This is a genomic window from Paenibacillus agri, from assembly GCF_013359945.1.
Classification (GTDB): domain Bacteria; phylum Bacillota; class Bacilli; order Paenibacillales; family Paenibacillaceae; genus Paenibacillus_AQ; species Paenibacillus_AQ agri.
On record NZ_JABWCS010000079.1, the window covers coordinates 1 to 255 of the forward strand.

At 50.2% G+C, this 255-nt stretch carries 1 rRNA gene; it reads right to left on the reverse strand.

Annotated elements, in window-relative coordinates:
- Nucleotides 1-149: 149 nt before the first annotated feature.
- Nucleotides 150-255: ribosomal RNA gene (locus HPT30_RS00360) — 16S ribosomal RNA — on the reverse strand; the annotation flags it as partial.

Below are 255 nucleotides of genomic sequence, written 5' to 3' on the forward strand. Positions count from 1 at the left end.
CGACACTAACGTGATCGTCCAAACCTTTCAGAAACTGAGAGCTTAAACTCTCAAAACTGAGCAACGAGTGAGTAACAGGCCTAAACCTGAGATTTGGAAGTAATACTTCCGATTTGAATGTCACCGTTGCAGGTGACGATTCTCCATAGAAAGGAGGTGATCCAGCCGCACCTTCCGATACGGCTACCTTGTTACGACTTCACCCCAATCATCTACCCCACCTTCGGCGGCTGGCTCCCTTGCGGGTTACCCCAC